This is a genomic window from Micromonospora sp. NPDC005257, from assembly GCF_042872445.1.
Taxonomy (GTDB): Bacteria; Actinomycetota; Actinomycetes; order Mycobacteriales; family Micromonosporaceae; genus Micromonospora.
The window spans coordinates 692,307-714,949 of the sequence record NZ_JBIAKL010000001.1; the positions used below are offsets into that span (position 1 = coordinate 692,307).

At 74.3% G+C, this 22,643-nt stretch carries 29 protein-coding genes and 1 tRNA gene; 21 read left to right on the top strand and 9 right to left on the bottom strand.

Annotation, left to right across the window (positions count from 1 at the left end; translation table 11 throughout):
- Positions 1-11: 11 nt before the first annotated feature.
- From ACFYO8_RS02870 to ACFYO8_RS02885, 4 genes are all read left to right on the top strand, one after another.
- Positions 12-626 carry a hypothetical protein gene (locus tag ACFYO8_RS02870; protein ID WP_355096519.1) on the top strand — a complete coding sequence of 205 codons (615 nt, stop codon included), beginning with the start codon at positions 12-14 and terminating at the stop codon, positions 624-626.
- A 98-nt stretch (positions 627-724) separates the two neighbouring features.
- Entirely contained in the window at positions 725-1,141 is a 417-nt protein-coding gene (locus ACFYO8_RS02875; protein ID WP_354863518.1) for a protein phosphatase, read from the top strand.
- A gap of 101 nt (positions 1,142-1,242) precedes the next feature.
- Positions 1,243-2,517 carry a serine hydrolase gene (locus ACFYO8_RS02880; protein ID WP_357707904.1) on the top strand — a complete coding sequence of 425 codons (1,275 nt, stop codon included), beginning with the start codon at positions 1,243-1,245 and terminating at the stop codon, positions 2,515-2,517.
- Between the two features lie 99 nt (positions 2,518-2,616).
- On the top strand, positions 2,617-3,897 hold the full coding sequence (locus tag ACFYO8_RS02885; protein ID WP_357707902.1) for a D-alanyl-D-alanine carboxypeptidase: 1,281 nt from the start codon (positions 2,617-2,619) through the stop codon (positions 3,895-3,897).
- Positions 3,898-3,912: 15 nt separating this feature from the next.
- On the opposite strand, the gene ACFYO8_RS02890 is transcribed toward ACFYO8_RS02885, so the two are convergent.
- The gene (locus ACFYO8_RS02890) at positions 3,913-4,938 is read right to left on the bottom strand and encodes a LacI family DNA-binding transcriptional regulator (protein WP_357707900.1); all 1,026 of its coding nucleotides are present in this window, start codon (positions 4,936-4,938) and stop codon (positions 3,913-3,915) included.
- Positions 4,939-5,135: 197 nt separating this feature from the next.
- Here ACFYO8_RS02890 and ACFYO8_RS02895 point away from each other — a divergent pair, with 197 nt between their 5' ends.
- The 3 genes from ACFYO8_RS02895 to ACFYO8_RS02905 are packed head-to-tail and all read left to right on the top strand — an operon-like array spanning position 5,136 to position 7,525.
- Positions 5,136-6,101: an acetylxylan esterase gene (locus ACFYO8_RS02895; protein ID WP_387256708.1), complete on the top strand. Its 966-nt coding sequence runs from the start codon at positions 5,136-5,138 to the stop codon at positions 6,099-6,101.
- 48 nt (positions 6,102-6,149) lie between these two features.
- Entirely contained in the window at positions 6,150-6,974 is an 825-nt protein-coding gene (locus ACFYO8_RS02900; RefSeq protein WP_387256710.1) for a M15 family metallopeptidase, read from the top strand.
- 44 nt (positions 6,975-7,018) lie between these two features.
- On the top strand, positions 7,019-7,525 hold the full coding sequence (locus tag ACFYO8_RS02905) for a DinB family protein (protein ID WP_354863507.1): 507 nt from the start codon (positions 7,019-7,021) through the stop codon (positions 7,523-7,525).
- Between the two features lie 10 nt (positions 7,526-7,535).
- On the opposite strand, the gene ACFYO8_RS02910 is transcribed toward ACFYO8_RS02905, so the two are convergent.
- Positions 7,536-8,309 (bottom strand): alpha/beta hydrolase family protein, encoded by a 774-nt coding sequence (locus tag ACFYO8_RS02910; RefSeq protein ID WP_354863505.1) that lies wholly within the window; start codon positions 8,307-8,309, stop codon positions 7,536-7,538.
- A 145-nt stretch (positions 8,310-8,454) separates the two neighbouring features.
- On the opposite strand from ACFYO8_RS02910, the gene ACFYO8_RS02915 reads away from it, so the two are divergent.
- The 3 genes from ACFYO8_RS02915 (at position 8,455) to ACFYO8_RS02925 (ending at position 10,453) form a co-directional block, all read left to right on the top strand.
- A complete protein-coding gene (locus ACFYO8_RS02915) occupies positions 8,455-8,847 on the top strand; it encodes a hypothetical protein (RefSeq protein WP_354863504.1) in 393 nt (130 codons plus the stop codon).
- A 303-nt stretch (positions 8,848-9,150) separates the two neighbouring features.
- Positions 9,151-9,223 (top strand) — tRNA-Glu (locus ACFYO8_RS02920).
- 30 nt (positions 9,224-9,253) lie between these two features.
- On the top strand, positions 9,254-10,453 hold the full coding sequence (locus tag ACFYO8_RS02925) for an RtcB family protein (protein WP_354863502.1): 1,200 nt from the start codon (positions 9,254-9,256) through the stop codon (positions 10,451-10,453).
- Positions 10,454-10,485: 32 nt separating this feature from the next.
- Here the strand turns inward: ACFYO8_RS02925 and ACFYO8_RS02930 are convergent, their stop codons facing one another.
- The 5 genes from ACFYO8_RS02930 to ACFYO8_RS02950 all read right to left on the bottom strand — a co-directional run bounded on the left by ACFYO8_RS02930 (position 10,486) and on the right by ACFYO8_RS02950 (position 12,693).
- Positions 10,486-10,650: a hypothetical protein gene (locus tag ACFYO8_RS02930; RefSeq protein WP_354863500.1), complete on the bottom strand. Its 165-nt coding sequence runs from the start codon at positions 10,648-10,650 to the stop codon at positions 10,486-10,488.
- The gene (locus ACFYO8_RS02935) at positions 10,650-10,865 is read right to left on the bottom strand and encodes a helix-turn-helix transcriptional regulator (RefSeq protein ID WP_354863498.1); all 216 of its coding nucleotides are present in this window, start codon (positions 10,863-10,865) and stop codon (positions 10,650-10,652) included. The genes ACFYO8_RS02930 and ACFYO8_RS02935 overlap by 1 nt, the downstream gene beginning before the upstream one ends.
- Positions 10,865-11,344 (bottom strand): DUF2975 domain-containing protein, encoded by a 480-nt coding sequence (locus ACFYO8_RS02940; RefSeq protein ID WP_387256712.1) that lies wholly within the window; start codon positions 11,342-11,344, stop codon positions 10,865-10,867. The genes ACFYO8_RS02935 and ACFYO8_RS02940 overlap by 1 nt, the downstream gene beginning before the upstream one ends.
- A 31-nt stretch (positions 11,345-11,375) precedes the next feature.
- A complete protein-coding gene (locus ACFYO8_RS02945; protein ID WP_387256714.1) occupies positions 11,376-12,017 on the bottom strand; it encodes a dihydrofolate reductase family protein in 642 nt (213 codons plus the stop codon).
- Positions 12,018-12,099: 82 nt separating this feature from the next.
- The gene (locus ACFYO8_RS02950; protein ID WP_355096514.1) at positions 12,100-12,693 is read right to left on the bottom strand and encodes an HD domain-containing protein; all 594 of its coding nucleotides are present in this window, start codon (positions 12,691-12,693) and stop codon (positions 12,100-12,102) included.
- Positions 12,694-12,832: 139 nt separating this feature from the next.
- On the opposite strand from ACFYO8_RS02950, the gene ACFYO8_RS02955 reads away from it, so the two are divergent.
- From ACFYO8_RS02955 to ACFYO8_RS03000, 10 genes are all read left to right on the top strand, one after another.
- Positions 12,833-13,786, top strand: coding sequence for an LpqB family beta-propeller domain-containing protein (locus tag ACFYO8_RS02955; RefSeq protein WP_355096512.1), 954 nt, complete (start codon positions 12,833-12,835; stop codon positions 13,784-13,786).
- Positions 13,787-13,926: 140 nt separating this feature from the next.
- Complete coding sequence (locus ACFYO8_RS02960; protein ID WP_355096510.1) at positions 13,927-14,703, top strand: methyltransferase domain-containing protein; 777 nt, start codon at positions 13,927-13,929, stop codon at positions 14,701-14,703.
- A 55-nt stretch (positions 14,704-14,758) separates the two neighbouring features.
- Positions 14,759-15,763: a hypothetical protein gene (locus ACFYO8_RS02965; RefSeq protein WP_355096508.1), complete on the top strand. Its 1,005-nt coding sequence runs from the start codon at positions 14,759-14,761 to the stop codon at positions 15,761-15,763.
- On the top strand, positions 15,760-16,413 hold the full coding sequence (locus ACFYO8_RS02970; protein ID WP_355096506.1) for a hypothetical protein: 654 nt from the start codon (positions 15,760-15,762) through the stop codon (positions 16,411-16,413). The genes ACFYO8_RS02965 and ACFYO8_RS02970 overlap by 4 nt, the downstream gene beginning before the upstream one ends.
- Positions 16,414-16,428: 15 nt before the next feature.
- On the top strand, positions 16,429-17,331 hold the full coding sequence (locus tag ACFYO8_RS02975) for an inositol monophosphatase family protein (protein ID WP_387256717.1): 903 nt from the start codon (positions 16,429-16,431) through the stop codon (positions 17,329-17,331).
- 33 nt (positions 17,332-17,364) lie between these two features.
- Positions 17,365-17,619 (top strand): hypothetical protein, encoded by a 255-nt coding sequence (locus tag ACFYO8_RS02980; RefSeq protein ID WP_355097182.1) that lies wholly within the window; start codon positions 17,365-17,367, stop codon positions 17,617-17,619.
- A 229-nt stretch (positions 17,620-17,848) separates the two neighbouring features.
- A complete protein-coding gene (locus tag ACFYO8_RS02985) occupies positions 17,849-18,790 on the top strand; it encodes a hypothetical protein (RefSeq protein ID WP_387256719.1) in 942 nt (313 codons plus the stop codon).
- Entirely contained in the window at positions 18,774-19,217 is a 444-nt protein-coding gene (locus tag ACFYO8_RS02990) for a hypothetical protein (protein ID WP_355097178.1), read from the top strand. The genes ACFYO8_RS02985 and ACFYO8_RS02990 overlap by 17 nt, the downstream gene beginning before the upstream one ends.
- Positions 19,217-19,600: a hypothetical protein gene (locus tag ACFYO8_RS02995; RefSeq protein WP_387256721.1), complete on the top strand. Its 384-nt coding sequence runs from the start codon at positions 19,217-19,219 to the stop codon at positions 19,598-19,600. Before ACFYO8_RS02990 ends, ACFYO8_RS02995 begins: the two co-directional genes overlap by 1 nt.
- Positions 19,601-19,787: 187 nt before the next feature.
- Positions 19,788-19,982, top strand: a complete 195-nt coding sequence (locus ACFYO8_RS03000) for a hypothetical protein (protein WP_387256723.1) — start codon at positions 19,788-19,790, stop codon at positions 19,980-19,982.
- Positions 19,983-20,034: 52 nt separating this feature from the next.
- Here ACFYO8_RS03000 and ACFYO8_RS03005 read toward each other — a convergent pair whose 3' ends face one another.
- The gene (locus ACFYO8_RS03005) at positions 20,035-20,721 is read right to left on the bottom strand and encodes an SDR family NAD(P)-dependent oxidoreductase (RefSeq protein ID WP_387256725.1); all 687 of its coding nucleotides are present in this window, start codon (positions 20,719-20,721) and stop codon (positions 20,035-20,037) included.
- Positions 20,722-20,859: 138 nt separating this feature from the next.
- Between ACFYO8_RS03005 and ACFYO8_RS03010 the strand changes: the two genes are divergently transcribed.
- Complete coding sequence (locus tag ACFYO8_RS03010) at positions 20,860-21,714, top strand: helix-turn-helix transcriptional regulator (protein ID WP_355097361.1); 855 nt, start codon at positions 20,860-20,862, stop codon at positions 21,712-21,714.
- 10 nt (positions 21,715-21,724) lie between these two features.
- Here the strand turns inward: ACFYO8_RS03010 and ACFYO8_RS03015 are convergent, their stop codons facing one another.
- On the bottom strand, positions 21,725-22,624 hold the full coding sequence (locus ACFYO8_RS03015; RefSeq protein WP_387256727.1) for a GNAT family N-acetyltransferase: 900 nt from the start codon (positions 22,622-22,624) through the stop codon (positions 21,725-21,727).
- Positions 22,625-22,643: the final 19 nt, after the last annotated feature.

Genomic DNA, 22,643 nt, shown 5'->3' on the forward strand with positions numbered 1-22,643 from the left:
GGGAAACCATCATGCGGCTATCCCGCATCATCATGGCGCTCACGGTGGGCCTGGCCGTCGCGGCCGCGCCGACCGCAGCCGGGGCGGCGCAGTCGCACCCCCCGGTCTACCCGCCCCACCACGGCGCGTGGCTGACCGTCTCACCGCACACCATCTGCGTCGGCGAGACGTTCACCCTGAGTGGCTCGAACTTCGCGCAGAACGAGACGGTACAGATCGCCGTGGAGATCTCCGGTCGGCCCGTGGCCGCCCCCGCCGAAGGGGCCGCGCGGCGCAGCGACGGCAGCACCGTGGCGATGGCACCGGTCGCCTACACGCCCGGCCGCGCCCAGCCGCAGCCCGCGCCGACCACGTTCACCGTGACGACCGACGCCAGCGGCAACTTCACCACCACCTACCGGCCGGACCGGCCGGGCCGGTACACGTTCACCGCCACCGGCAAGCGAACCGCCAGCGCCACCGGTATCGTCCGGCCGCCGCGGCCGACCCCATCGCCGCACCACGGCGGACTGCCGGTCACCGGTGACAGCGTCGGCACGCCGCTGAAGCTCGGTGGGGGCCTCGCCGCCGCCGGCGCGGTGCTGCTGCTGGCCTCCATGGCCTGGCGCCGCCGTCGCCTCGGCTGATCCGAGGCGCGCCGGGCACGACCCGTCCCGCACGTGAGTGCCCGCCGGACCCGGTCCGGCGGGCACTCACGTGTCCGCGCCACGCGACACAATGAGCCATGGACGCGACACCGTGGACCGACCCGGCCGGCCTGCTCACGCTGCCCGGCGGCGCCACCGTCCGCGGGCGCCGGATCGCCGGGCCCGGTTCACCGGCCGACTTCGCCCTGCTGCTGGCACCCGGTCCCGAGCCGGCCTGGCCGTCCCGGCGAGTCCGCTGGCCCGACTTCTGGATCCCGTCCGACCGCGCCGACGCCCTGGACGCGTTGCGGGAGGCGTGGCGGCGCGCGTACGCGGGCGAGCGGGTCGAGATGGCCTGCCACGGCGGCGTCGGGCGCACCGGCACCGCGTTGGCCGCCCTCGCCGTGCTGGACGGGCTGCCGCCCGCGCGGGCGGTGGCCTGGGTCCGGTCCCGCTACCACCGGCGCGCGGTGGAGACGCCGTGGCAGCGGTGGTGGCTGCGCGGCGTGCGCTGAGACCCGCGCCGGTCACCGAGCGGGGCCACGCGATCGGCACGGCGTCACGACACCGGTGAGCCGTTCCGAGCCGATCATCGGGCTCGGTAGGGTGCCTCCTCATGACAGCCCGGGTCCTGGCCGCCGCCACCGCCGTCACCCTGCTCGCCACCGGGGCACCCGCCCCGGCCGCGACACCCGCCACAGTCGCCGCCCCGGGCGCCGCTCCCGCCACCACGCCCTGCCCGCGCCTGCCCGCGCCGAAGGTCAGCCGGCCGCCCCGGCCGACGCCGCCGCCCTCGACGCCCGAACAGCAGGCGGTGGGCGGCGCGGCGCTGGCCGGCGCCGGGCTGGCCATGCCCCCGGGCAGCCCCGCGCCCCCGGCGGTCACCGCCACCACCTGGCTCGTGGCCGACCTGGACACCGGCGCGGTCCTCGGCGCGTGCGGCGCGCACCTCCCCGGCACCCCGGCGAGCACCCAGAAACTGCTGCTGGCCGCCACCATGCTGAGCCGGCTGGACCCGAAGCAGGTAGCCGTGGCGACCCGGGACGACCTGGACATCGAGCCGGGGAGCTCGGCCGTCGGCCTGCTCGTCGGCGGGCGCTACAGCGTGGCGACGCTGTGGCTGGGTCTGCTGCTCCAGTCCGGCAACGACGCCGCGAACATGCTGGCCCGCCTCGGCGCGGGCAGCGCGCAGGCCGGCGTCGCCGAGATGAACGCCGAGGCCCGCCGCCTCGGCGCACGGCAGACGCACGCGGTCACCCCGTCCGGACTCGACGGTCCCGGCCAGTTCACCACCGCGTACGACCTGGCGCTCATCGCGCGCGCCTGCTTCGCCGACGCCGCGTTCCGCCGGTACGCGCGCACCGAGCGCACGCAGATCCCGGCCCAGCCCGCGCTGAAGAAGGGCGGGTTCCAGATCCAGAACGAGAACCAGCTCATCTACCGCTATCCCGGCGCGCTCGGCGGCAAGACCGGCTTCACCGAGCTGGCCCGGCACAGCTACGTCGGCGCCGCCCAGCGCGACGGACGCCGCCTCGTCGTGACGCTGCTCGGCGGCGAGGCCCGCCCGGTGCGCGGCTGGCAGCAGGGCGCCCAGCTCCTCGACTGGGGCTTCCGGTTGCCCCGGGACGCCTCGGTCGGCCGGCTGGTCGAGCCGGGCGAACCGGCCGCCGAGGCGGTGGAGCCCCGGCAGGCGGCGGCCGCCGAACCCACCCGTACCCCCGCCGAGCCCTGGCGGGGGCCGGCCGGTACGGCGCTGCGCCGCATCGGCGACGGGGACTGGCGGATGATCGTGCCGGTCGCCGGTCTGCTGGCCCTCACTGTCGGCGGAGTGGTCGCGGTGCTCGCCGCCCGCCGGGGCCGGCCCGGCCGACGTGGGCGTCGCCGCGCCTGACCCGACACGGGCCGATGACCCTACCGCCTGGCAGCGGCGCCGAGGCCCGAATCCCGGAGCCGGTGACCCGTTCGGGTCGGCGTGGCTAGCGTGCGGGTCATGAGGACCTGGGGATCCTTCGTGGCGCTGGCCGCCGCCCTGCTGCTGCCGGCGTCGGCGACACCCGCGGTGGCCGCCGTCCGCGCGCCCGTACGCCGGCTGCCGTCCGCGCCGCCCTGCCCGAACGTGCCGGCCCCGGCGACCCGGCCGCCCCAGCCGCCGCCGGCGCCCGACCCGGCCGCGCGGGGCGTCGGCGGCGCCGCGCTGGACACCACGGGTCTGGTCGTCCCGCCCGCGTCGACCGCGCCGCCGGCGGTGACCGCCACCTCCTGGGTGGTCGCCGACCTGGACAGCGGCGCGGTGCTGGGCGGCTGCGGCCCGCACGAGTACGGGGTGCCCGCGAGCGTGCAGAAGCTGCTGCTGGCCGCCACGATGCTGCCCCGGCTGGACCCGAACCGGGAGGTGACGGTGACCGCCGGCGACCTGGCAGTCGAGCCGGGCAGCTCGACGGTCGGGCTGGTCGAGGGCGGGCGCTACCGGATCGAGACGATCTGGCTCGGCCTGCTGCTGCGCTCCGGCAACGAGGCGGCGAACGCGCTGGCCCGCCTCGGGGGCGGCCCGGACGGGCTGGCCGGCGGGATCCGAGCGATGAACGAGGAGGCGCACCGGCTCGGCGCCCGGCAGACGCACGCGGTCACCCCGTCCGGGCTGGACGGGCCGGGGCAGTTCACCAGCGCGTACGACCTGGCGCTCATCGCGCGGGCGTGCTTCGCCGACCCGGCGTTCCGGCGGTACGACACCACCCGGACCGCGCCGATCCCGGCCCAGCCGGCGCAGCGGGCGAAGGGGTTCGCCATCTCCAACGACAACATGCTGCTGGACCACTATCCGGGCGCGCTCGGCGGCAAGACGGGCTTCACCGACCTGGCCCGGCACACGTACGTCGGCGCGGCCGAGCGCGGCGGGCGGCGTCTCGTGGTCACGCTGCTCGGCGCCGAGGTGACCACCCAGCGCGGCTGGCAGCAGGGCGCGGCGCTGCTGGACTGGGGGTTCGCCCAGCCCCGCGACGCCTCGGTGGGACGGCTGGTCGAGCCGGGGGAGCTGGACCGGGCCGCGCCACCGGCGGGCGGGGCGGCCTCGGCCTTGGCCGGGCACGCCGGCCTGCGCGGCGGCGGGGCGGCACCCGGACCACGGCCCGGCCCCGGAGTGACGGTCGCGGTGGGCGCGGTGCTGACGGCCGGGGGAGCGCTGCTGCTGGCCCGGCGCCGCCGCAACGCCGCAGCCGTCGCCATGTCGACCGGGCCGGCCCTGCGGGAGCCGGAAATTCCGGAACAGGAGTGAAAGCGGCGGCCCGGATCAGCGGCAGGCGGGCCCCGCGGTGCTGTCCCGCACCACGAGTTCGGTCGCCAGCTCGACCCGGGGCGAGTCGATCTCCTCGCCCTGGGCCAGCCGCAGCACCGTGCGGGCGGCGAGCCGGCCCATCTCCACGAGCGGCTGGCGCACGGTGGTCAGCGGCGGTGAGGCCCACCGCGCCTCGGGCAGGTCGTCGAAGCCCACCACGCTCACGTCGTCGCAGACCCTCAGCCCGCGGCGGCGTATCGCCTCGTACACCCCGAAGGCCATCTGGTCGCTGGCGGCGAAGATGGCCGTGGGCGGGTCGTCGAGGTCGAGCAGCGCACCACCGGCGGTGAACCCGGACGCGTGGTAGAAGTCGCCGGGCTGCACCAGCCGGTCGTCGGCGGTGACCCCGGCGGCGGCCAGCGCGGCCCGGTAGCCGTCCAGCCGGGCCCGGCTGCACAGCAGGTGCGGCGGGCCGGCCACGAAACCGATCCGGCGGTGGCCGAGCTTGAGCAGGTGCTCGGTGGCGGCCAGGCCGCCGGTCCAGTTGGTGGCGCCGATCGCCGGCACGTCGGTGGAGGCCACGCCGGCCGCCGGGTCGACCACGACCACCGGCACGTTGAGGCGCCGCAACTGGGCCTGCACGGGCGGGCTCAGGTGCGAGGTCACCACGATCACGCCGTCGGACGCGCGGGCGCGCAGGTTGTGCAGCCACTGCCGGGTGGAGCTGGACTCGCGGTGGATCGCCGAGACGACGGTGCCCACCCCGGCGGCGTGGCTGACGTCCTCCACACCGCGGATGATCTCCACGGCCCACGGGCTGTCCAGGTCGTTGAAGACCAGGTCGACCAGGTCCGCCCGGCGCACCGTGCGGCTGCCCCGGCGCCGGTAGCCGTGGTGGCGCAACAGCTCCTCGACCCGCTCCCGGGTGTCCGGCGCGACGTCGGAACGCCCGTTGAGCACGCGCGACACGGTCGGCACCGAGACGCCGGCCTCCCGTGCGATAGCGGTGATGGTCACCCTGCGCTCGTCGTCCGCGCTCACCCGTGTTCCCTTCGCCGGCTGCCGGAACCGACCGGTAGACCGTCCCGCCCCACGCACATCTTGCCGTACGGCGAGGGCTTGACGACAGGCCGGACCGGCCCTAGCGTTCGCACGAGTTGCGGAAACGTTCCGGAAATGTGCCAGTCACCTCCGGCGGCTCGCCGTCCACCCCCGACGAACGACGAGGAATCCGAGGCGTGTTCACCGACTTTGCCGAGGCCGGACTCCGTGCCTACCGCAGCGACCTGCGCGAGCCGCCGGACTTCGACGCCTTCTGGGCTGACACTCTGGCACAGGCGCGCTCCTGCGGTGACCCCGTGTCGGTGACCCCGCTGCCCACGCCGCTGACCGGGATCGACGTGTTCGACGTGACCTTCCCCGGCTTCGCCGGCCAGCCGATCCGGGCCTGGCTGCGGGTGCCGCGCGGGGCGACGCAGCCGCTGCCCACGATCGTGCAGTACGTCGGGTACGGCGGCGGGCGCGGCCACGCGCTGGAGAACCTGCTCTGGTCCGCCGCCGGCTTCGCCCACCTCCAGATGGACACGCGCGGCCAGGGCTCGGGGTGGAGCCGGGGCGACACGCCGGACGTCGCCGCCGGCGGACCGCAGGCGCCGGGCATGGCGACCCGGGGCATCGAGGACCCGAACCGGTACTACTACCGGCGCTTCCTCACCGACGCGGTCCGCGCCGTGGACGCCGCGTGCGAGGTGCCGGCGGTGGACAGCGACCGGATCGCCGTTCTCGGGCACAGCCAGGGCGGCGCCGCAGCCCTCGCCGCCGCCGCGCTGGCGCCGAAGGTACGCGCGGCCGTCGCGCTCGTGCCGTTCCTCTGCGACATCCCGCGTGCGATCACCATCACCGACGCCACGCCGTACCGGGAGATCCGCGACTACCTCGCCGTGCACCGGGACCGCGAGGAGCAGGCGCTGCGCACGCTCGGCTACGTCGACGGCGTCGCGTTCGCCCGCCGCGCCACGGTGCCGGCCCGGTTCTCCGTCGCGCTGATGGACGAGATCACGCCGCCGTCCACCGTCTACGCCGCCTACCACGAGTACCGGGGCGACAAGGACCTGACGGTGTGGCGGTTCAACGGCCACGAGGCGGGCGGCATCGACGACGACGCCGCCGCCGTCGACTTCCTCCGTACCGTGCTGGGCGGCTGACCACCGGTTCCGCCGATGCCGGCCCGCCCGGGCTGGTAGACACGTCGGGTGGGCACCGGCAGACGCGCGACGGCGGTCCTGGCCGTCGCGGCCGCGCTGCTCGCCGGCGCCTGCCAGCGGCCCGCCCCGTCCCCGTCGCCGTCCGCGCCGCCGTCACCCACGCCGACCGGCCCGCGCGCCCCGGCGGACTTCGTGGACCTCACCACCGTCGACCCCACCGTCCGCACCGACATCCGGTACACGAGCCCGCACAACTTCGTCGGCCGCCCGATCGACGGGTACGCCGAGCCGCGCTGCCTGCTCACCCGCCCGGCGGCGCAGGCGCTGCACCGGGTGCAGACCGCCGCGCTCGCCGGCGGGCACAGCCTCAAGGTGTACGACTGCTACCGCCCGCAGCGCGCCGCCGACGACTTCGTGGCCTGGGCGAAGCTGCCCGGCGAGCAGCGGATGAAGGGGGAGTTCTACCCCGCCGTGCCCAAGGACCGGCTGTTCGCCGACGGGTACATCGGCGCGCCCACCGCGCACAGCCGGGGCAGCACCGTCGACCTGACCCTGGTCCCGGTCTCCGCCGTCGCGCAGCCCGCGTACACGCCCGGCCAGCCGCTCGTGCCCTGCACCGATCCGGCCGGCCGCCGCTTCGCCGACGACTCGATCGACATGGGCACCGGGTTCGACTGCTTCGACCCGCGCGCCCACACCGCCGACGCGCGGATCAGCGACACCGCCCGCGGCAACCGTGACCTGCTGCGCCGGCTGATGTCCGCGCAGGGCTTCGAGAACTATCCGCTGGAGTGGTGGCACTACCGGTACGTCGACGAGCCGTACCCGGACACCTGGTTCGACTTCCCGGTGGCCGGCTCGTCACTGCGGTGACGCGGTCGTTCCACCATGATCGGTTGCGGCTAGGCTGGGCGCTCATGGACACCGAACGGATCGGCCCGCCGCTGCTCGCCGACGAGCGGGAGTCGTTGCGCGCCTTCCTCGACTTCCACCGGGCCACGCTGGCCCTCAAGTGCGAGGGGCTGACCGGCGAGCAGTTGCGCCGGGCGGCGTCGCCACCGTCCACCCTGTCCCTGCTCGGCCTGGTCCGGCACATGGCCGAGGTGGAGCGCACCTGGTTCCGCCGGGTCATCGCCGCCGAGGACGTGCCGCTGGTGTGGTCGGACAGCGGCGACTTCCAGCAGGCGTACGACGCCCGCGACGCCGACGTGGCGGAGGCGTTCGAGGCGTGGCGGCGGGAGATCGAGCACGCCCGGCGCATCGAGCGGGAGGCCGCCTCGCTCGACGTGACCGGTCACCAGGCGCGCTGGGGCGAGGACGTCTCGCTGCGCCTGGTCATGCTGCACATGCTGCACGAGTACGCCCGCCACAACGGGCACGCCGACCTGATCCGGGAGGCGATCGACGGCACCGTGGGCGTCTGAGCGAGCCCGGTCAGCGCCCGCGCAGCGGCAGCCAGGCGAGCACGTCGGAGATCCGCGCGTCCCAGTACGCCCAGTCGTGGTCGCCCGGACCGAAGTCGACGGTGACCGGCACGTCGCGTTCGCGGGCCACGTCGAGGAACCGCAGGTTGTCCTCGTACAGGAAGTCCTCGGTGCCGCAGGCGACGTAGAGCGCCGGCAGGTCGTCGCCGGAGCGTTGCAGCAGCCCCACCGTGTCGTCGTCGGCGGGCACCGGGCCGTCCCCCCAGACGGTGTGCCACACCGCCGGGTCGACCGGGTGGGTGGGATGGTGACGGCGGCGCGTCACGTCCAGCGCGCCGGACAGGGTGGCCGCCGCCGCGAACCGTTCCGGGTGGCGCAGCGCCCACTTCACCGCCCCGTAGCCGCCCATCGACAGGCCCGCGACGAACGTGTCCTCCCGCCGGTCGGAGAGCCGGAACAACGACCGGCACACCTCGGGCAGCTCCGCGCTGAGGTACGTCCAGTAGCGGTTGCCGTGGACCTCGTCGCAGTAGAAGCTCCGCTGCACCTGCGGCATGACCACGGCGAGCCCCAGCGGCGCGACGTACCGCTCGATCGAGGTGCGCCGGGTCCACACGGTGTCGTCGTCGGTCAGCCCGTGCAGCAGGTAGAGCACCGGCGGGTCACCGCCGGCGGCGGCCCCCGGCATGCCGATCCCGGCCGCGCCGTGGTCGGGCAGCAGCACCGTCATCGAGGTGCCCATGCCGAGCGCCTCGGAGAAGAAGTCACAGCGGATGTGCGCCATGAGGCGGCAGCGTACCCGGAGGGGTTCGATGAGGGCGTTCCTCTTGCCCCGGGCGGTCGGGCGGGACAGGATGGCCGTGCGTGCCGGAAACGTGTTCGTAACCTGCGCGCTGCTGGTCTCTGTCACAAGGAAGTGGGAGTCAGGCATGAGCGACGTGTCCGCCGCACTGGGTGTGCGCCTCTACCCGGACCTGGTCGAGCCGGGCGGTCTCGCGCCCGCGCTCGTGGCGACGGCCGCCGCGCACCAGCTCGACGTCGGCGACGTGACCGCGCCCGAGCAGGGGCGCAGCCGCTTCACCTGCGCCGAGATGACCTCCGCCCGGGGCGTCGTCTGCGTCAGCCTCGGCTCGCAGGCCCGCTACTTCATGATCGATTTGCGGGTGGACGGCGACGTCCAGGCCCGGGGCGACGCCACCGACCTGCTCCAGGTCGCGCAGGTGGCCGCCGCCTGGCGGGCCGGCATCACGCTCGCCGAGCTGACCGCGCGTTACCCGTTCATGGAGGAGATGCGCCGCCATCCGGTGGCGCAGGCCGGCTGACCACGAAGGAATATCGTGTTGCCGCCCGAGTGCGGCGGTCGTACCGTGAGCGGGCAACGTCGATCTGATCCAGGGGAGCGCACCGTGTCGCAGCAGAACCGCACCCGCGCCGAGCGGCAAGCGCCGCGCGCCGGTGTCCTGCTGCCCGAACCGGGCGCGGGCCGCCGCTGTGGCGAGTGGCAACCAGGGTGGTGGCGCGTCTAGCGCCGGCGCGACGATCCGCGCGAACCGCCCGCCCCGACACCGGAGCCGGGCGGTTCTCCGTGTCCGGGGCGTTCCTGCCGACGGCGCCGCGCCGTCCAGGGGCCGTTGGAGCAACTGGCAGCTCACCCGGCTCTCATCCGGGAGGCTACGGGTTCGAGTCCCGTACGGCCTACGTCGAATGGACACGAGCAAGGAGACGACGATGGGTTTCACCCCGCTGGCCGGTACCCGGGCGCCGGTCCGGGTCTGGACCGACCCGTACGCGATCGAGGCGCAGGCGGCCCGGCAACTGCGCAACATCGGCGCGCTGCCGTGGGTGCAGGGCGTCGCGGTGATGCCGGACGTGCACTTCGGCAAGGGCGCCACTGTCGGCTCGGTGATCGCGATGCGGCAGGCCGTGTCGCCGGCCGCGGTCGGCGTGGACATCGGCTGCGGCATGTCCGCGGTACGGACCTCGCTGACCGCCGCCGACCTGCCCGACGACCTCGCGCCGCTGCGTTCGGCGATCGAGGCGGCGATCCCGGTCGGCTTCGCGATGCGCGACGACGCGGTCGACCCGCGCCGGGTCCGAGGGCTGGAGCAGGCGGGCTGGGACGACTTCTGGCGGCGGTTCGGCACGCTGGACCGGAAGGTCGCGCAGCTCCAGACGCGGGCGCAGCGGCAGCTCGGCACGCTCGGCGGCGGTAACCACTTCATCGAGGTCTGCCTGGAGCAGGGCGGCCCGGACGACGGCCGGGTCTGGCTGATGCTGCACTCCGGCTCCCGCAACATCGGCAAGGAGTTGGCCGAGCGGCACATGGCGGTGGCGCGCGGGCTGCCGCACAACACCGGCCTGCCGGACCGCGACCTCGCGGTGTTCCTCGCCGGCACGCCCGAGATGGAGGCGTACCGGCGGGACCTGTGGTGGGCGCAGGAGTACGCCCGGCGCAACCGGGCGGTCATGCTCGCCCTGCTGAGCCAGGTGGTCCGGGAGGCGTTCCCGCACGTCGGCTACGACGAGCCGATCTCCTGCCACCACAACTACGTGGCGGAGGAGAGCTACGACGGGGTGGACGTGCTGGTGACCCGCAAGGGCGCGATCCGGGCCGGCAAGGGCGACCTGGGCATCATCCCCGGCTCGATGGGCACCGGCTCGTACATCGTGCGCGGTAAGGGCAACCTCGACGCGTACTGCTCGGCGTCGCACGGCGCCGGGCGGCGGATGTCGCGGGGGCAGGCGAAGCGGACGTACAGCACCGCGGACCTGGCCGCGCAGACCGCCGGGGTGGAGTGCCGCAAGGACGCCGGGGTGGTGGACGAGATCCCCGGCGCGTACAAGGACATCACCGAGGTGATGGCCCGGCAGGAGGACCTGGTCGAGGTGGTCGCCCACCTCAAGCAGGTCGTCTGCGTGAAGGGCTGAGTGATGGGGCCGGCGTCGAGGGGGCGCCGGCCCTACCGGGTACGCCGGGCGACGCGCACGCCGACGGCGACCGCGCCGATGACGAGCAGCGCGGACAGGAGTTGGAGGCCGGGGGAGTCGTCCGCCTCCCCGTACACGAAGCCGGCGACGCCGAGCGCGACGGCGAGCAGGGCCACGGCGGCGGCCAGGTATCTCATCACTCCTCCTCGTCGGCGACCCATTCGAGCAGGTCGCCGGGCTGGCAGTCGAGCACCCGGCACATGGCCTCCAGGGTGCTGAACCGGACGGCCTTGGCGCGGCCGTTCTTGAGCACGGCGACGTTGGCCGGGGTGAGCCCGACGCGCTCGGCGAACTCGCCGACGCTCATCTTGCGCTTGGCCAGTTCGACGTCGATGCGCACGACGATCGGCATCAGATCACCGCTTCCATGTCGGTGCGCAGCGTGGTGGCCTGGCGCAGCAGCGCGCGCAGGACGACCATCAGCAGCCCCAGCACGCTGACGCCGGTGACCAGCAGGAACAGCAGCAGCGGCAGTCCGGGGTCGTCGGCGTTGAAGCCGACGTAGAGGAACACGCCGACGAGCACCACCCAGGCGGCGGCGACCGCCCAGACGATCCCGTCGACCCAGCCCAGGGACGCCTCGGTGAAGATGCGGTCGCGCTTGACCAGGGTGAGCAGCTGCCAGGTGCAGACGATCACCACCTGCACGCACAGCACCCAGAAGATCGTCACCGCGGTGGCGGGCCACCGCAGGTACGCCATGTCCGGGTTCTCGCGCGCCATGTGGGCGAACTGCCCGGGCAGCGACATGGTCTGGAACAGCACCAGGATCGCGAACAGCAGGACCAGGAATGCGCGGAGTGGCGTCACCGCGCGTTGCGCCGTCAACATGCATCGACTATCGCGCGGAAACTATCGAAAGTCAATCGGTATCGCTCACGCGGCGGCCGACGGCGTATCGGACGTGGACGGCGTACCGCGAGTGGTGCACCGCACGGATCTCCAGGTCGACGTCGCGGTCGAAGCCCTCGAACAGCCGCTTCCCGGCACGGAGGATCACCGGCGCGGCGGACAGGCCCAGCTCGTCGACCACGCCCGCCGCGAGCGCCTGCCGGATCACGTCGGCGCCCCCGCCGATGACCACCGCGCCGTCACCGGCCGTACGCCGGGCCGCCGCCAGCGCCGCGTCGAACCCGTCGACCATGAGGAAACCGGCGCTCGGATCGGGCTGGTCGGCGGTGCGGTGGGTGAGCACGACGAGGGGCGCCTGGAACGGGTTCCGGCCGCCCCACGCGCCGGCGCTGTCGTACATGCCCCGGCCGCACAACGCGGCACCGGTGCCCGCCAGCATCTCGTCGAAGTACGCGCGGTCCTCGTCGGTCATGCCGGCGCCGGGCTCGCGCGGCGAGTCGTACGTCCAGGGACCGCCCATCACCCAGTGGTGCAGCCGCTCGCCGCCGACGCCGAGCCCCTGGCCCGCGTGGTCGTCCGGGCCGGTGACGTACCCGTCCAGGGAGACGGTGACGAACGCCCGTACCCGGCCTCGCGCTTCGCTGGTGCTCATGTTTCCTCCCGGAGATTCGGAGCACACGGACCCAGGGAAGACCACCGGCCGGCGCCGGACTCATCGCCGCGTCGGCGCGGCGTCAGCCGTACACCGGATGCTCGGCCTGGAACGCCAGCCGCCGGTCCGCGCCGGCGGCCAGTTCGGCGAGTACGTCGTCGAGGTCCAGGAACGTCTGCCAGCGCTCCTGGCCGGTGATGCCGGCCAGCCGGTCGACCACGAGCTGTTCCAGGTCGGTGACGCGTCGGCCCTTCCACACCTTGTCGGCGAGGCTGACCAGCAGGTCCTCCAACTGCACGCCGGGGGAGTGCCAGGCGGCGTGGGTGGCGGCGAAGCGGGCCCGCTCCTCCGGTACGCCGAAGCGCAGCAGCAGCTGGTAGCCGGCCTCCTCGTGCGCCGACCCGGGGCCGGTCAGCTCGCCGGGATGCTCGACCTTGCCGAGGTCGTGCACTGCCGCGCCGAACAGCACCGCCTGCCTGTCGAACGGCACCGCGGCGAACCGGTCGGCGAACGCGGCGGTCAGGTGCCAGGCGACGTCGTGCACCAGCCGCAGGTGTGCGCCCAGGCGCGGCGGGGCGGCCAGGGCGTCCAGCAGCTCGACCACTACGCCGGGCAGCGGGAGCAGCGGCGGGTCGCCCGGTTCGGTGAGGGCGCGGCGCAGCGCGTCGGAGGTCACCGGGGCGAGCGTACCGGGCCGCTCCGGGCTCATCGGCGCTGATGGACGAGCAGCCGAGCGTGAAGCGGCCACTCGTCCGATTCCGGTGCGTCGATCCACTCGCGAGGGTGGGGGCCACGTCTATCGCGGGGGTTGTCGAATGACCGCACTGAATCGCCGTGCCCTGCTGCGCACCGCCGCGCTGACCGGCCTGGCCGCCGCGACCGGGCTGGCCGCCGCGTCCGCCGCACCGGCTGCCGCCGCCGACGTGGTGAACGGGTCGTGGCTGGTCAGCGTCGGCTGGGGTGTGCTCCAGGTCGACCCGGGCCGCACCACGCCACGCGAGCTGCTGCCGAACGGGGATCACGCGAAGGCCTCGCCGGACGGCCGGTACGTGGCCTGGGTCAACACGGCCCGCTCGGGCGACGGCACGCTGGAGCCGTTCGTGGCCGTGTACGACCGGATCACCGGCGAGAAGCGCACGCTGCTCGCCGACCCGTTCGGCGTCCGCTACGGCGCGCCCACCTGGTCGCCGGACGGGCGGGAGATCGCCCTGGTCACCGGGGAGAACAACGACCGGCTGATCGCTGTCGACGTCGCGACCGGCGGCACCCGCGTGCTGGTCCAGGGTCACTCCATGGCCGACCCGGACTGGTCCCGGGACGGCTCCATGATCGTCCTGCGGTGGCACAGCCGTTCGGAGGGTCCGCAACTGCGTGTGCTCGAACTGGCGACCGGCACGGCGCGGCGGCTCTACACGCCCGGCGCGCCGGGTGAGCTGTTCGGCTCGCCGGTCTTCACGCCCGACTCCGGGCGCGTGGTGTTCCGCACCGACCGCTGGTATCCCGACCTGGAGTCCAGCAACCACTCGCTGGCATCCGTGCGGATCGGGGGCACCGGGCTGAAGAAGCTCACCGACGAGCCCCGGTTCTACCTGTCGCCGGTGTTCTCCCCGGACGGCCGCTACTGCGCCGCGCTGTCGGTCCCGCCGGAGAACGAGTACCCCGACGGCGGCAACATCATCGTCTTCACCAGCGGCTTCGGCGAGCCGTGGTGGATCCCCGGCGACGAGTACGACGACAGCACCCGGCTGGACTGGGCGCCGGCCGTCTGACGCACCCGATCGACGCGGCGGCCGGACGACCGGCCGCCGCGTCGGCGTACCCCGGGCGGATGTGCACCCTGGAAGGCGGAAGCGGTGCGAGGCTTGGTGCGGACGCCGCCGACGGGGCCGGCGTCCGCTGTGGAGGGGTGATGGCCGAGCCGCCGACCGGGACGTCGTCGCACCGTGCGCAGGCGCACGGCCGGCACGCCAACCACCGCCGCTACCACGACGGCGCCGAGGTCGACGGGTACGTCGACGACCCGTACCACAGGGTGCGCCGCGCGGTCGCGGCCCGGCTGGTGGCCGACGGGGTGACCGGGCGCGGGCCGGTGCTGGAACTGGGCTGCGGGCCGCGCGGCATGCTCGACCCGGCCGCGCTGCCCGGCCCGGTGGTGCTGGCCGACACGGCCGAGGCGGCGCTGGGCGCGGCCCGCGCGGCGGCCGGCGGCCGGGCGCTGCCGGTCTGCCTGGACGCTACCCGGGGCCTGCCGTTCCGGGCGGGCAGCTTCGCCGGGCTGCTCGCCGGGGAGCTGATCGAGCACGTCTACGACCCGCTGGCGCTGCTGCGGGAGTGTCACCGGGTGCTGGCGCCCGGCGGCCTGCTGGTGCTCACCACCCCGAACCTGGCGCCGGTGCAGGACCGGCTGGCGTTCCTGACCGGCCGGGCGCCACGCCAGATCGACCCGCTGCACCCGTACCTGTGGCTGCACATCCGCCCGTTCACCGCCTCGCTGCTGCGCCGCACCCTGCGCCGGGCCGGGTTCACGCCGGTGGCGCTGCGCTCCAACGAGGTCGGCTGGCGGCTGCCGGGCGGCCGGTGGGTGGCCTCACGCCGGCTGGCCCGCGCCGCACCCGGGCTCGGCGGTTCGCTGATCTGCGCGGCCCGCCGGCCGGGCGTGCCGCCACCACCCGGAAACAGGGCGTGATTGCGACATTGACAGCGGGCTATCATGGAGGTTCCGTCGTCGACCGGGGGATGTCATGACGCGCCTGCTCGCCTGGGTCGTGACCAATCTCGACGCGTTCATCGGCCTGGTGCTGGCCATCACCGTCGCCGTGCTCGGCCTGACCAATGACAAGGTCGGCCAGGACGTCGTCAACAGCGCGATCCTGCTGGTGCTGGGCCTGCTCGCGCAGTCCGTGCTGCGGGACCGGCTGCGCCGGCGCACCACCGAGCGGGAGGTCCGCCAGGTCATCGTGGACACCCGCGACCGGCTGACCGACCTGGTGCCGCAGATGCGGGAGATCACCGGCCCGGAGGGCGCGCTGAACCGGGCCCGCGAGGCCATCGACAGCGTCTCCATGGTGCGCGTGCTGCACGGCAGTGAGGTCGGGCAGGCGCTCGCCGAGGCGCGACGGCACACCGACCAGTGGAGCTTCAAGGGCGGCACCGGCACCTACCTGCGTGCGGTGACGCTGCCGGAGTGCCTGGAACACGCCCGGCGGCGCAACGCCACGCTCACCGTCGCGGTCGAGATCATCGATCCGACCGACGAGGAGGTCTGCGAGCGGTACGCGCGGTTCCGGCGCAGCCTCGACCCGGACGCGCCGGGCGAGCCGTGGACCGTCGACCGCACCCGCAAGGAGTCGTACGCGACGGTGCTGGCCGCCTGCTGGCACCTGCAACGCTCCGGCCTGCTCACCGTCGACGTGCGGCTCTCCGCGCAGATGACCACGTTCCGCTACGATCTCTCGTCCTCCTGCGTCGTCATCACCCAGGAGAACCCGCAGACCCCCGCGCTGCGCATCGACCGCGGCGAGGTCTACTACAACCGTTTCAACATCGAGCTGGACTACAGCCGCCGGCAGAGCCGGCGCGTGCCGATCGAGGCCGCAGGCCAGGTCAAGCTCGACGACGAGCCGTCGGTCGAGCAGGTACGGCGGTTGTTCGCCGCCCTCGGCCTGACCCTGCCCCGTGCCTTCGGCGACCGGGAGGTCGCCGACATCATCGGCAAGGCCGTCCAGGCGAGGAACCCCTACTCATGACCAGTTACGCCGACCTGGAACGGGAGATCGACCGGGGCACCCGGCCGGAACTGCTGCGCGGCTGGGTGCTGGACGTGCTCGGCGACGTCGCCGAGGGGCGGCGTCCGCTGCGCGCGGTCCGGCACCCGCTCGGCTTCACCTGCCTGCCGGTGGAACGCGACGGTCCGGACGGCATCTGCGTGCACGCCTGGCCGGCCGACCCGCCGCCGGTGCGCCCGACCACCTCCACCATGCACTCGCACAGCTGGGACCTGCTCAGCCACGTGCTGCACGGCACCGTCCGCAACGAGCTGATCGAGGTCGACGACGCGCCGGCTGACCCGTCCTGGCGGATCTACGAGGTGCACAGCCTCGGCGAGGTGGACGAGATGGCCGCCACCGACCGGCTGGTCACCGCGATGACCGCGGCGGTGGAGACGCACTCCGCCGGCGACTCGTACGCGCTGCGCGCCGGTGGTTTCCACACCTCGGAGGTCGACGCCGGTGAGCCGGCCGTGACAGTGGCGCTGGGCCGGACCACTCCCGGCGCGTGCGACCTGAGCCTCGGCGCGGTGGACGGGCGCAGCCACCGGGTACGCCGGGACCGCTGCGACGCGGCGGAGACCGCGCGGATGGCGCGGGAGATCGCGCGACTGGTGGCACGGGGCTGACTGGCTGGAGGAGCCATGGATGTGGAGCCGAGCAGAGGCGGGCCCGACCTGCGCGAGGCGCACCGGTTCGCGGTGGAGGCCGCCCAGGCGGCGGGCCGCCTGCTGCGCCGGGGCACCCGGGGGGAGGTGCACGCCCGGGCCAAGAACGACACCGGTGACCTGGTGACCGACCTCGACCTGGCCGCCGAGCGGCTGATCGTCGACCGGATCCGGGCGCGCTGGCCGGAGCACGGCGTGATCGCCGAGGAGGGCGGCGAGTACGCCCCGGACACCACCTGGGCGTGGCTCGTCGACCCGCTCGACGGCACCAACAACGTGGCGATCGGGCTGCCCGCGTACGTGGTGGGGATCGCCCTGTGCGACCAGGGCTCGCCGGTGCTCGGGGTGGTGCACGACCCGGTCGCGGGCCGTACCTGGTCGGCGGTGCGCGGCCGGGGCGCGTTCGTGCACGCGTCCGGCCCGGCCGCGCGGCCGCTGCGGCCCGCGCACCGCCCGGTGCCGTCCGCGCCCGTGCTGGCCTGGACCCAGGGACACGAGGTACGCCGGGACGACAGCACCGCCCGGGCGCTGAAGGTGGTGCTGGACACCAGCGCGCGCCGGGTGCTGCAACTGTGGGCGCCGCTGCTGTCCTGGGTGATGCTGGCCCGCGGCGACATCGACGGCATCGTCGGCTACCGCCCCGAGGCGGTCGACCTGCCCGCCGGGATGCTGCTCGCCGTCGAGGCCGGCATGGCGGTGCGCGCGCTCGACGGCGGCACGTTCGACGACCGGTACGGCTGCCCGGCGGACCGGCGCAGCTTCGTGGCCGGGCCACCGGAGACCATCGACCGGCTGGTCAAGCTGGTCACCGCGGCACAGTGGATCGAGCCGCAGGTGCGCCGCCTCACCCCGGTCGGCCTCGGGTCGGTCGGCTGGTGAGGCGGGCCGGCCGGGTCCGCTAGCCTCGGCGGGATGGCCGCCAGACAGCTCAAGCTCGGGCTCCGGGTCCGTGACCTGGACCGTTCCCAGGGCCGGGTCGCCGGGCTCGGTTTCGTGCGCACCGTGCCCACCGCGAACCTGGACGTCACGTACGCGCTGTGGCGTGACGAGGGGCTGCCGGTGACGCTGGAGCCGGAGGACGTGGGGTGGGCGCGGATCTTCTACGGGCTCGACCCGGACGGCTACGAGGTGATGTTCGAGCAGTTCCACCCCGTCACGGGCGCCTGACCGTACGTGCCGGATGCTGCCGCCTGTTCATACGATTCGATGCCACGCCGCCCTGGCTAAGCTCCTCGCGTGTTCTCGCTGAGCAGTCCACATCGGACGGAAATCGACCGGCCGATCGGGCCGCGCCATGGGTGAGCCGGAAGACTACTGGACGGAAGTTCGGGCCCGTTGGTCGCGGGTCGTGTCCGCCGTCGACAACTCCGGGGCCGGCCACCCGGGTGGCCGGCGGGTGTCGATTGCCGAGACCACGCGACGACCCACGCGTGACATCATCCCGGTGCTGGTGGCGGGCCAGCGCGGGGTCGGCAAGAGCGCGCTGTACCAGGCGTTGCTCGGCGACAACGGCTACATCCGGCGACGCGACGAGGACCATGTGCCGCACCGCCTGGTGCTCGGGGCCGGCCGGCGTCAGGCCCATGTGACGCTCGTGGTGAGTCCGGGTCAGACCGCGGGCGGCGACTACTCCTCCGGCGAGGTGGACAAGTGGGACGCCATGCTGAAGCCGCCAAACCACCCGACGGGCGTCATCTACGTCGCCGCGGCCGGGTACGACGAGCCGTGGGATCCCCGCGAGGTCAACGTCCTCGAGGAGCGGCGGCAACGGCGTGAGGACGAGCTCCGCCGGCAGGTCGAAGCCCGGCTCTGGGAGCAGTGGCAGGCATCCCTCGACGGGATGCCCACCGAGGAGGAGCGGCGGGACCGGGCCGAGCAGATCGCCCGCGAGGTCGAGGAGGCGATCCCGTCGCCGTCCGAGCAGCTCTGGGCGCAGAACCGGAACGTCGAACTCGAACACTTCTCCCGGTTCTGCCAGAATCTGCTGCCCTGCTGGGTCGACAATCCGGCCGCCAAGGATCTCTGGTTGGTCCTGGCGGTCACCAAAGCCGACCTTTACTGGACCGACCAGCTGGGCCAGGTCGAGGAGTACTACCTGCCGGGCGCCGACGGTGAGCCCACATCGGACTTCCAGCGACAGTTGGTCACCCTCATCCGTGCCTTCGGCCACCGCAACCGTCCCCGGCTGGCTGTGCTGCCGGTCGCCGGCCGTCGGCAGGACTACCGCTTCATCCCGGGAGTCGGTGAGAAACAGGCGATGTTCGACGACATGAAGTTCGCCGCGGTGCAGCGGAGCCTCCGGACGACAGTGGGAGAGTTCTGTGGCCTGGGATCCTGAGCGGGGCGGTGACCTGTCCGGCCCGGAGTTCGAGCGGCTGCTGGGCGGGGCGGAGCACCTGCTGGCACGGGTGGACGCGGCGCGGGAGCGGCTGCGCTGGTACGAGGCGCTGCGGGCGGTCGTCCTGGCCGTACTGCTCCTCGTCGGCCTGGTGGCGGCCGTGTCGGCTTCTGACTGGTGGACCGGGGCGGGCGTCGCGGCAGGTGCCACGGTGATCGTCGCGTGGTTCGCCGCGACCTTCGCCCGAAGCGTCGTCAAGCCGCTGCTGAGCCAGATCTACCGCGACGAGAAGCTGATGGTCGCCACCGTGAACATGCTGCGTGAGCTGCTGCCGCTGCTGAGCCACGACGAGCGGTGGAGCGAGGTGAGGCAGGATCGAAGCCGCCTGCGTCTCGGCCGCTTCCCCATCGAGCCACGGGGCCTGTGATGGCGCGGACGGAGAACGCGGCAGGCGGTCGGCGCGAGGCCGGCATCTGGCTCGTCGCCGGACGCGTCGGTGTCACCCTCGGTGTGGTCAACGGGATCGTGCAGGTCGTCCGCACCGTCCTCGCCGGGCGGGCCGGCCTGCGAGGTGTGGTTACCGACGGGTGGGTGCTCGGCAGCGCGGTGCTGACCGGAGGCTTCGCCCTGGTGTTCGGAGCGGTGATGGTGCTGTACGCCCGCTTCTGGTTCCGGTCGAGCCCGTTCGACGACTTCCGCCCGGACCGGCAGGCCGTGCGCCGGCGCATCGACCGTGGCGGCTGGAGCCTGGCCGGGCTCGGCGCGGTGATCCTCGCCGTCACCGGGGCGGTCTGGTTGACCCTTCGCTGAGCGGCGCTCCGGCGGGTCAGGTTCTCGCCTTCCCGGTACGCCCGGCCGGCCCGCCCGGGAAACGCGCACCGGCAGCCGCGCCCGGCGCTTCCCGGTGGCCGTCAGGTATCCGGTCAGCAGGTCGACCCGCTGCAACCGCAGCCCGCCCGGCACCGGCACCACCGGGAGCCTCGTCATCGCCGCCAGCATGGACAGCACCAGGTCGTGCACCTGCGCGGCACGCAGCACCGTCCACGGGACGCCGGAGTCCACCGCCGCCGCCCGCGACGGCGACCTCGACATGCTGATCGCGGTGCTGCATCCGGACGTGGTGCTGCGCTCCGACGCCGGGAGCGTCCCGCGCCCGGCACACGGGCGGCCGGATCGCCGCCGTGGACGGTGATCGCCGACCCGCATCGGCTGGTCGCGCTCGGCCTCGCCGGCTGAGCCGCGTCCTACCAGGGCAGCTCGCCGTGCTCGTCCTGCAACGTCTCGGTCGGGCCGTCGGCGTCCGGCGTCGCCAGCCGTACGACCACCCGGGCGCTGTCCCGCGGCGACCGGCCGCCGGCCATCGCGGCGGTCATGTCGGTGGCGGTGAAGCCGGGCTCGACCGCGTTGAACCGGATGCCCGGGTACGCCTTGGCGTACTGGAGGGTCAACATGGTGGCCGCCGCCTTGGACGAGGCGTAGAGCAGTGCGCCGCGCAGGTGGAACTCCGGCCGTTCCGGGTTGGTGGTCGCCCAGAACGACCCGGCGCTGCTGGAGACCGTGACGACCGTGGGGTTCGGTGAGCGGCGCAGCAGCGGAAGCGCCGCCTCGGTGACGCGGACCACGCCTACCGCGTTGGTGTCGAAGACGCGCAGCGCGGTCGGCCCGTCCACCGTGTCGTTGAGCATCCCCGCGTTGTTCACCAGCACGTCGAGGCGGCCCTCGGCCGCGTCGACCGCGGCCAGCGCGGCGGCGACCGACGCGTCGTCGGTCACGTCTAGCGGCACGAACCGCGCGCCGAGCGTGGCCGCTGCCTTCTCGCCCCGCTCGGGGTCGCGGGCCCCGACGTAGACGACGTGCCCCAGGTCGAGCAACTGCCGGGCGGTCTCGAAACCGATGCCCTTGTTGGCGCCGGTGATCAGTGTGACGGTCATGTCTCTCCTCGGATGTGCGCGGCCCGAGCGGGCTGCGACGAACGCTACGAACGGCCGCCTGCCCCGGCCAGAGCCCTGTCGAGCCGGGGGCCTGCCAGGACCCCCTCTGCGGTGCGTCCCCCGCCGTACGGTGGGGGAGTGGACGAGAAGACGAACGCGCTCGGCGCGTACCTGCGGGCGCGGCGGGAACTGGTGACCCCGCGGCAGGCGGGCATCCCGGACGGGGGAGTGCGGCGGGTGCCCGGGTTGCGGCGCGAGGAGGTCGCCATGCTGGCCGGCATCAGCGCCGACTACTACCTGCGGCTGGAGCGGGGCCGGGACCGCCGCCCGTCGGTGCAGGTGCTGGAGTCGATCGCCCGGGTGCTGCGCCTCGACGACGACCACCTTGCCCACCTGCTGACGCTCGTCGCGGAGCAGCCCCGGCGGCGCCGGTCGCCGAGGGAGACGCCGCCGCCGGGCGCGCTCAAGCTCCTGGACTCACTCGCCCAGCCCGCATACATCGAGGGGCGGTACTTCGACATCCTGGCCTCGAACGGGCTCGCCCGCGCGCTGTCGCCCCGGCTCGCCGTCGGTGGCAACCAGCTCCGGGACATGTTCCTGGACCCGGCCGAGCAGGCCCGCTACCCGGACTGGCAGGACCTCACCGAATGCCTCGTCGCGAACCTGCGGCAGGCGGTGGGCACCGACGTGGACGACCCCCGGTTCATCGAGCTCACCGGGGAGCTGGCGCTCGCCAGCGCCCGGTTCCGTCAGCTCTGGGCCCGGCACGAGGTACGGGGACAGAGCGGCGGGCCGATCCGGATGCGGCACCCGCAGCTCGGGGAGCTGACCCTCAACCGGGAGCGGCTGACCATCGGCGGCGCCGAGACGCTGATGTTCGTGGTGTTCCATCCGGAGGCCGGGTCCGGCGACGCCGATAAACTGGCGCTCCTGGCGTCGGCGACGCTCGACGCGTCGGACGGCGGCCGGCGGCTCCAGCGGGCCGAGGCGTGAGGCGGCCGGATCAGTCGGCGACGACCAGGTTGGCCATGTCGACCACAGGCCGGAAACCGAGCCGGGCGTAGAGCCGGCCCGACACCGGGTTGGCCTGGTCGGTGAACAGGCACACCCGCGCGCCCTCGGCGGTGAGCAGCCGGCACACCTCGGCGACCGCGTTTCCGGCCCAGCCGCGTCCGCGCTGCTCGGGTGGCGTGTAGACCGGTCCGACGCGGGCCACGCCGAACGACGTCGGGTTGGCGGCGGTCAGGTGCACCGGAGCGCCCGACCCGTCGGTCCAGAACCAGACCCGCCCGTCCCGGATCCGGCGTAGCAGTTCGGCGCGGTCGGGCGTCTCGTGGGCGCTCGTCCCGCGCGGGCGGCCCGCCTGCTCGTCGGCGTCGGCCGAGAACGCCCCGAACCATGCGGCGACCAGGTCGACCTCGTCCGGCCCGGCGGCCCGCAGCGCGCCGGGCACCGGGGCCGGTGGTGCCAACTGGTCCAGCACGTGCAGCCGGGTGTGCTGGGCGACCTCGACCCGCCCGCCGCCGAGGCGGGCCACCTCCTCGGCGCAGGCGCGCGCGGCGGGCAGCGCGCCGTTCACCGCGCCGACCCGCTCACCGCGCCGGTGCCACTCCCGGGCCAGCACCACGGCGGCCTCCCGCGGCATGGGCAGCAGGAACGGCGGTCGAGGCGGGAACGGCGCGGTCCGCATCGCGGCCCCCACCACCGCCCCGGAGGCGTCCCGCACCACGAGCCACCAGTCGTCCTCGGGCAGCGCGACGCCCTCGGCGCGGCGGGCCGCCATCCGGCGCGTGACGGTGGCGACGACGGTGTTGACCACCGGATCGGCGGCCAGGTACGCCTCGGCGGCGGCGAGGAACTCGCCCGGGTCGGTGCAGAAGTGCAGCGTCGGCGCGGCGGTCATGCGGGCCACGGTAGCCAGC